The organism is Stenotrophomonas sp. 05L44_2, assembly GCF_056665995.1.
The window spans coordinates 1-7,617 of sequence record NZ_JBFTNR010000206.1; the positions used below are offsets into that span (position 1 = coordinate 1).

A 7,617-nucleotide genomic window follows, 5' to 3' on the forward strand; every position below is an offset into this window, starting at 1 on the left:
CCTGGATACCGGCCTGTTCCTCGACCATCGCCCGCTGCGCCGGCTGATGGCCGAGCAGGCGCGCGGCAAACGCTTCCTCAACCTGTTCTGCTACACCGGCGTGGCCAGCGTGCAGGCGGCGGTGGCCGGTGCGGCCAGCACCACCAGCGTCGACCTGTCGGCCACCTACCTGCAGTGGTGCTACGACAACCTGGCCTTGAACGGGCAGGGCGGCAATCAGCACCTGCTGGTGCAGGCCGATGCGATGGCCTGGCTGGAAGGCGATCGCGGCCAGTACGACGTGATCTTCTGCGACCCGCCGACGTTCTCCAACTCGGCCCGCGCCGAGGACTTCGACGTACAGCGCGAGCAGGTGAAGATGCTGCGTGCGGCCGTCGCGCGACTGGCGCCGGGTGGCGTGCTGTACTTCTCCAACAACTTCCGCCGCTTCAAGCTGGAAGAGAACGCCATCGCCGAATTCGCCCAGTGCCGCGAGATCAGCGCCAGCACCATCGGCCCGGATTTCGAGCGCAATGCGCGCATCCATCGTGCGTGGGAGCTGAAGCGCCTGGCGTGACGCGTCGCCGGGCATGGCCCGGCGCTACCCACGTGCGCGCAGAACGGTAGCGCCGGGCCATGCCCGGCGAGCGTGGGTCCGGTAGATCCACGCCATGCGTGGATGCGGTCCACCGCACGGGTTACAACAGCGCCACCACCAGCCCGATCACCGGCAACGCGATCGCCAGCGGCGCGATCCATTTCGGCCGGTAGGGGTACAGCGCGAACGCCAGCACGATTCCACCCAGGGTGAGCTCGCCGAGCCACAGCACCGGGCCCATCGCCCAGCCGTGGTCGACCACGCACAGTGCGAAAGCCACCGTCAGCAGCACCCAGCCCAGCACCCGCCATTGCGTGCGCCGTGCCGGTGATGCCGCGGATTTGCCGTGCAGTTCCTGCTGATGCTTTTCCATCGCCAGCGACAGCGCGGTGAACGCTGTGAACGACAACCCCAGTACCAGCAGCATCATGCGCTGGCCTCCGCTTCCACTGCATCGGCCGGTGCCTTTGTCGCTGCAGCGGCCGCCGCGCGTTTCTTCTTCTCGGCGGCAGTCAGCGGCGGCGTCCAGCGTTGCATGCGCCAGCCGCACAGGGCCAGCATGACGCCGAAGGCGATCATCGACAGGTCGAAACCGGCCAATGCCCAGTCACCGTTGAACAGCGTCACGCCCAGGTGCGCGTGGGTGGTCAATGCGTTGACCACCGGAATCAGCGCGAACGCGGCCGCGCCGATGTACAGCTGCCACGCCCACATCATCCGCTTGGGCCAGATGAAGGCTGCCAGCAGCGAGGCGCCCCACGCGTAGAAGAACACGTTCGCTTCGGCGTTGGAKCGCTCGGCCARGCCCAGCGGCAGCAGGCGGTTGCCCCAGAAATAGGCGGCGAAGGCGATCGGCAGACCGGCCACGGCGCCGATGTTCAGTGCATCGACCAGGCGCAGGCCGAAGCCGGTGCGACCGCTCTTGGCATGCTTCGGCCGCTCCTTCACCGCCCACAGCACCACGCCGCTGGCCACCATCAGGCAGCCGGTCAGGCCGGACAGGAAGAACAACGCGCGCAGGCCCCAATCGGCAAAGCGGGCCAGGTGCAGGCCATACAGCACGCCACGGGTGGCGGTGGCGCCACCGGAAGGCGGCGTTTCCTGCAGCAGCGCGCCAGTGACCATGTCATAGCGCAGCGCCGGGGTATCGATGGACAGGCGTTTGCCATCGCGCTGGCGGATGTCGATCACCGCATTGGCGGCACCGGGATTGGCAACGCTGAAACCGGCGACCTCGGTGCCGTGCCAATGCGTGCGGGCACTGTCCAGCAGCTGCCGCAGCGGCAGGGGGGCAGCCTTGCCTTCGGCGGGCGCGGTGACCTCGGGCAGGCCACCAAAGGCCTCCGCGTAGAACGCATCCTGGTCGGTGYCGTAGGCCACGTTCACTCCCCACGGCAGGTACATGATCATCAACGTGACGATGCCGGTGTAGGTGATCATCGCGTGGTAAGGCAGGGCCATCACCGCGCTGACGTTGTGGAAGTCCAGCCAGGAGCGCAGGCCCTTGTCCTTCCGGAAGGTGAAGAAGTCCTTGAAGATCTTCTTRTGGGTGATCACGCCGGTGATGATGGCCACCAGCATGAACATCGCGCAGAAGCCCACCAGGTAGCGCGCCCACAGCACGGGAATGTAGTGCAGGTCGAAATGCAGGCGGTAGAAGAAGTCGCCGCCACGGGTCTCGCGGGCCTTCAGCTCGGTGCCGGTGTTCGGGTCCAGGGTGGCATCACCGAAGGCGCCGCGTCGGCCCTTGCTGGGGTCGGCCAGCTCGGCCGGCAACCGCCAGAACATCTGCATGGCCGGATTGCGTGGCTGCGGCAGGGTGACGAACCAGCTCTCGGCCTGTGGTGCGTTGGCCAGCAGGTAGTCGGCCGCGCGCTGCGCCGCTTCGTCGGTGCTTACCGTGCTGCGCGGCAGCTCCGGGCGCATCCAGCGGCTGATTTCCTCGCGGTAGTAGCTGGCGGTGCCGGCCATGAAGATCAGCAGCAGCAGCCAGCCGACCAGCAGGCCGGTCCAGGTATGCAGCCAGGCCATGGATTGGCGGAATCCATTCTTCATGCCCACGCTCCCAGCAGGCGCGAAATGCCGGCCAACAGCAGGGTGGGGGCAAGAATGCCGACCCAGGCACGCAGCGCACTGCGCGTGGCGAACGCCCACAGCGCGGCGCAGGCGGCKACCAGGATCGCCAGCAGCATRCCGGTCAGCACGGCCTGGCCGCGCGCGCCCGGCAGCGCCAGCGCACAGAACACCGTGGTCATCGAGGCAAGCGCGTAGCCGCCGAAGATGGCGGCAAGGGATCGGGACAGCACGCCCCATCGCGGGTTGGCGAAGAAGGTGCTGAGGCGGGGGCTGGCGGTTGCGGGCGAGCGGTCCACGGCGGTCCTGCAGGTTGAATGAAGAGAAGGCCGGCGCACCGAAGCACGCCAGGGTTGGCCATCCGTGGCCGGGTGCCGGTCGCAGAACCGGCACCATCCATCAGGTCATCAGAGTTTCCAGCGCAGCGTCACGCTGACGTTGCGGGGTTCGCCCCAGTACACGCCCTGGTAGAAGCCGACGTTGTTGTAGTACTTCTTGTCCAGCAGGTTGCTGATGTTGAGCTGGGCGCTGAAGTTCTCGTTGAAGCGGTAGCCACCGGCCAGGTTCAGCAGGTAGAACGCGTCCTGGGTGATGCGCGCACTTTCGGTGCGGCCGGTGGTCAGGTAGTCGGCCGTCGGCTTGGTGCTGTTGTTCCAGATGCGGCTCTGCCAGGTCACGCCACCGCCCAGCCAGAAGCGGCCTTCGATGCCGCCCGGCCGCCAGCTGGTGTTGAGGCGGAAGGTTTCCTGCGGGGTGGTGGTCCGTTGCAGCACACCCGCGGCGTTGCGGATCCGGGTACGGGCGAAACCGGCCGAGATGTTCCACTGCTCGCCGATGCTGCCCTGGGTTTCCAGTTCCCAACCCTTCACCTTGTTGCCCTTGCCGGTCGAGCGATAGGCCTGGCCGCCATCGGGCAGCGAGTTCAGCGGCACCGAATCATCGATCTCGGCCACGTTGTCCTGCTTGCCTTCAAACACGGCGGCCGAGGCGTTCAGCAGGCCACCGAAGAATTCAGCCTTGACGCCCGCCTCGTACATGTCGCCGACCACCGGCTCAAGGTAGTTGCCGTTGCGGTCGCGGTAGTTCTGCGGCTTGAAGATGTCGGTGTAGCTGACATAACCGCTGAACATCGAATTGAAGTCGTAGACCAGGCCGGCGTACGGGGTCAGCGTGTCGTCGGGCTTGTAGCCGGTGCGGGTGGTGCGGTTGCGGTTGCCGTTGGCGTCGTAGCCGTAGCCCCACTGTCGGGTTTCCCAGCTGCCATAGCGGGCGCCGACCACGGCCAGCAGCGGGTCGGCCAGGCGCAGGCGCGCGGCGATGTAGGCGGCGCGCTGGCGCAGCTCGTTTTCCGAGGAAAGACGGCCGTAGCGTGTCACCGGCAGGACCGGCACCTTGCCGGTCCAGTTGCGCCAGTCGGGAACCTGCATGTAGCCCGGTGCGCTGGTGTCGAAGCTGGTCGCTTCGGATTCGCCCTTGCGCACGGACTGGCCCAGCCCGAACACCAGCTCATGCTCGCGGCCGAACAGCTGGAACGGGCCGCCGACGTTGACGTCGAACACGTCCATCGTGCTGTGTTCGTTGAAGTGCGAGACGTAGGCGGTGACGCCGGTGCCGTCCGCGCGCGGGTAGCCGGCTGCGCCGTACCAGACGCTGCCATCGGTATCACGCACGGCATGGCTGACGTTGCCCTTCAGCGACCAGCCGCTGCCCAGCTGCTGTTCGAGGCGGGCGAAGGTGGTCTTTTCAATGATCGGCCATTCGCTCCACGACGCCGACAGATTGGTCGAGCGCGGCAGGTTGGCCGGGTTGCCGTCAGCACCCCAGTAAGGCACCACGCCCCAAGTCACGCCCGTGGTGTGCGGTGACTGGTATTCATAGCCCAGCTCGAACAGGGTGCTGCCGGTCAAGTCGGCCTGGACGATGCCGTAGAACACGTCCTTGTCGAGCTTGTAGACATCGCGGAACGAATCGCTCTGCTGCTTGGCCGCGACCACGCGTGCGCGGATGCGCCCGTCCCACGCCACGGGACCGCCCAGGTCGGCTTCCAGGCGCTGGTTGCCCCAGCGCCCCACGGTCAGGTTGCTGCTCATCTGGAAGGTGTCGGTGGGGCGCTTGCGCACCATGCTGATGGTGCCGGACGGATCACCGGCGCCCGTGGTCAGGCCGGTGGCGCCGCGGATCACTTCGATGCGTTCGTAGATGACGTTGTCGGTGTTGGTCTTGATCGACCCACCGAAGGTGTTGAGCATCCCGTCGATCTGGAAGTTCTCGATCGTGTAGCCACGCGAAACATAGCTGATGCGCTCGCTGTCGGTGACCGACACGCTGACCCCGGTGACCTGGCCCATCACGTCGGACAACGAGAACAGCCCCATGTCATCCAGCCGTTGCCGGGTGATGACGGTGACCGACTGCGGCGTCTCGCGCAGCGACAGATCCAGCTTGGTCGCGCTGCGGGTGTTCTTCACCGTGTAGCCGTTTGCGATCTCGCCGTCAGCGGTCACCTTCACCGTGTCCAGCGTGCGCGCATCGGCAGCGAGCGGTGCATCGGCGTGGGCCAGCGGAGCGATCATCACAGCGGTCAGGGCCAGGGCCAGCAGGGTTGGGCGGGGAGTATTCAGGGGAGAAGCCATCGGTGCGATTCCATGCAGGACAAAAAACAGGCGATGGCAAACGCACCCATGGCAGCCATGCGCTCCGCGCACGTCACCCAGCGTGATTCCCATCGACGGCGCGCCACCTGCGGCAGGCAGGCGACCCAGTGGTCGGGGGATGTACACGGGCGAAGGGGCGGGTGGGCGCGTGCTTCCGTGCCCCGCTTGGCTAAGCGTACAACCGATCAGTAAATGATAGGCATTCGCATTTCGTTAAGCAAGTGTGACAGCCCCATTCGTCCCCCGAACATGTGGATCCAGGCAGATCGAGGGGAAACGGTCGAAGGCGGGGCGCTGTGGGTTTGCGGGGTGTGAGCCGCATGGATGCGGCGACCAAGCCGGAAACCAGCTGTGGCTGTTGCTCTGGCTCCCGCCTCTGCGGGTGCCGGGCGCAGCCCGGCCGGGAACCCCCTCAGAACCGGAACAGCACCGTAGCCGCATGCAGCAGCAGCCCGATCAGCCCACCCACCAGGGTGCCGTTGAAGCGGATGWAYTGCAGGTCGCGGCCCACGCTCAGTTCCAGCTGCTCGACCAGATGACGCTCGTCCCAGCTCTTCACCGTCTGCGCGATATGGGTGGTGACGCCCTCGCGCAGGCGCCCGGTGAGCCGCTGCGCGCCTTCCAGCAGGTGCTGGTTCAATGCCTCGCGCAACGCCGGGTCCGATTGCAGGCTGTCACCCAGCGAGGCCAGGCTGCGCTGCAGATGACCGACCAGTGCCGAATCCTCGCGCTGCAGATCGCCGCGCAGGCTGGCATGGATGCGCGACCACAGGCCCTGCACGTAGTCCTGCAGGGCAGGGTGGTCGATCATTTCCTGCTTGAGCTGTTCGATGCGCTCGGCCAGTGCCGGGTCTTCGCGCAGGCGCTGCACGTAGTTGCCCAGCCATTGTTCGTAGTCCTGGCGCAGCGGGTGCTGCGGCTCGGCCAGCACCTGCTGCAGCTCCTCAAGCACCGCGCGCGCCAGGCGTTCGGCAAGGCTGTCGCCGATCTCATCGATCGGCTTGACCCAGTTCACCGTGCTCGACAGCGTCGGCCATTCGCGCTGGATGTAGCGCACGATCAGCTGCGAGGCGCGCTCCTTCACTTCCGGTTGCTCCAGCCAACGCCCCAGCCGTTGCAGGCCTTCGTCCAGCACGCGCTGGTGGCGGCCATCGGCGGTCAGCAGGCCCAGCAGTTCGCCGGCGGTGGCAGCGGCGTTCCACTGCCTCAGCTGCTGCACCACGAAGCTGTGCAGCTGCCGCCGCACCGCAGCTTCATCGAAGAAGTCCAGCGCCTGCAGCGCCCAGCCACGGGCCATGTCGGCCAGCATCCGTGAACGCGCGGGATCGGCCAGCCAGCTGCCGAGGCGGCTGGCTGGATCGAATACCTGCAGCTTGGCCAGCAGCACCGTCGGTTCCAGGAACTGGTCACGCACGAACAAGGCCAGGCTGTCGCCGATGCGTTCCTTGCTACGCGGAATGATCGCCGTATGCGGAATCGGCAGGCCCATCGGCCGCCGGAACAGGGCAACCACCGCGAACCAATCGGCGAGCGCGCCAACCGCGGCGGCCTCGCAGAAGGCCGAGACCCAGGCCCAGATGCCGCGCTCGCCCTGCCAGTGGCTGACCGCGAAACCCGCCAGCATCAGCAGCAGCAGGCCAAGGGCGAGGGTTTTCAGGCGCCGCAGCTGGGCGCGGCGCGGATCGATGGCAGACGTCATGCCCGAAGTCTACCCGCAGGCCGGTGAGTACCCGGTAGTGCAGGCCGCTGGCCGGCAACCCATGAACGTTGGAAGCACCTTGCAGCTGCCGGCCAGCGGCCGGCACTACCGGGGGATGCTCAGAGCGTTTCCAGCTGCCTGCGCAGATGGGCCAGCTGCGCGCGCAGGGTGTCGTTCTCGCGGGTCAGGGCAACCACGCGGCGGCGCAGCGCCGGGGCATCCTCGCCAAGCTGCTCCAGCGCGGCCAGCACCTCGGCATCGCGGCTGGCGATCTCATCCTCGTTGGCCTCTTCGAAGTCCATTTCCGCCGACTCCGGTTCAGGCTTCGGCGCACGCGGCTTGCGCTTGGACTCACGCACGCGCTTTGCAGCCTGCTTCAGTTCATCCTTGCCACCGGCAGCCGCCGCGCGCTGCTCTTCTTCCGGCAGGTCGGCCACGGCGGCGGCGGCGCTGATCGAGATCATGCCGGCCTTCACCGCTTCCACCACCTCGGCCGCAGCCTGGGCGTGGATGCGCTCGATCATCCCCACCTGGCTGGTGCTCAGCTTGGCTTCGCGGGCCAGTTCGGCGCGGCTGATCTTCGGCGCCGGTTCCCACGGCGGGCTGTCTTCACC

Annotated in this window: 6 protein-coding genes and 1 pseudogene; 1 reads left to right on the top strand and 6 read right to left on the bottom strand. The window is 67.0% G+C overall.

The window, feature by feature from the left end:
* Positions 1 to 556 (top strand): class I SAM-dependent methyltransferase (locus tag AC1VAN_RS09090; protein ID WP_480985670.1); only part of this gene is annotated, 556 nt, incomplete at its 5' end.
* Between the two features lie 121 nt (positions 557 to 677).
* Here the strand turns inward: AC1VAN_RS09090 and AC1VAN_RS09095 are convergent.
* The 6 genes and pseudogenes from AC1VAN_RS09095 to AC1VAN_RS09120 form a co-directional block, all read right to left on the bottom strand.
* Positions 678 to 1,007, bottom strand: a complete 330-nt coding sequence (locus AC1VAN_RS09095; protein WP_442251040.1) for a DUF3325 domain-containing protein — start codon at positions 1,005 to 1,007, stop codon at positions 678 to 680.
* A complete protein-coding gene (locus tag AC1VAN_RS09100; protein ID WP_480985671.1) occupies positions 1,004 to 2,632 on the bottom strand; it encodes a PepSY-associated TM helix domain-containing protein in 1,629 nt (542 codons plus the stop codon). Before AC1VAN_RS09100 ends, AC1VAN_RS09095 begins: the two co-directional genes overlap by 4 nt.
* A complete protein-coding gene (locus AC1VAN_RS09105; RefSeq protein ID WP_032975664.1) occupies positions 2,629 to 2,949 on the bottom strand; it encodes a DUF3649 domain-containing protein in 321 nt (106 codons plus the stop codon). The genes AC1VAN_RS09100 and AC1VAN_RS09105 overlap by 4 nt, the downstream gene beginning before the upstream one ends.
* Before the next feature lie 108 nt (positions 2,950 to 3,057).
* Complete coding sequence (locus AC1VAN_RS09110; protein ID WP_032975665.1) at positions 3,058 to 5,283, bottom strand: TonB-dependent siderophore receptor; 2,226 nt, start codon at positions 5,281 to 5,283, stop codon at positions 3,058 to 3,060.
* A 433-nt stretch (positions 5,284 to 5,716) separates the two neighbouring features.
* On the bottom strand, positions 5,717 to 7,003 hold the full coding sequence (locus AC1VAN_RS09115) for a DUF445 domain-containing protein (protein ID WP_480985672.1): 1,287 nt from the start codon (positions 7,001 to 7,003) through the stop codon (positions 5,717 to 5,719).
* Between the two features lie 119 nt (positions 7,004 to 7,122).
* Positions 7,123 to 7,617: pseudogene (locus AC1VAN_RS09120) on the bottom strand (plasmid replication/partition related protein); the annotation flags it as partial.

Coding starts and splice junctions, on each gene's coding strand:
- AC1VAN_RS09095 (WP_442251040.1), bottom strand. CDS start 1,007: ATGATGCTGCTGGTACTGGGGTTGTCGTTCACAGCGTTCACCGCGCTG.
- AC1VAN_RS09110 (WP_032975665.1), bottom strand. CDS start 5,283: ATGGCTTCTCCCCTGAATACTCCCCGCCCAACCCTGCTGGCCCTGGCC.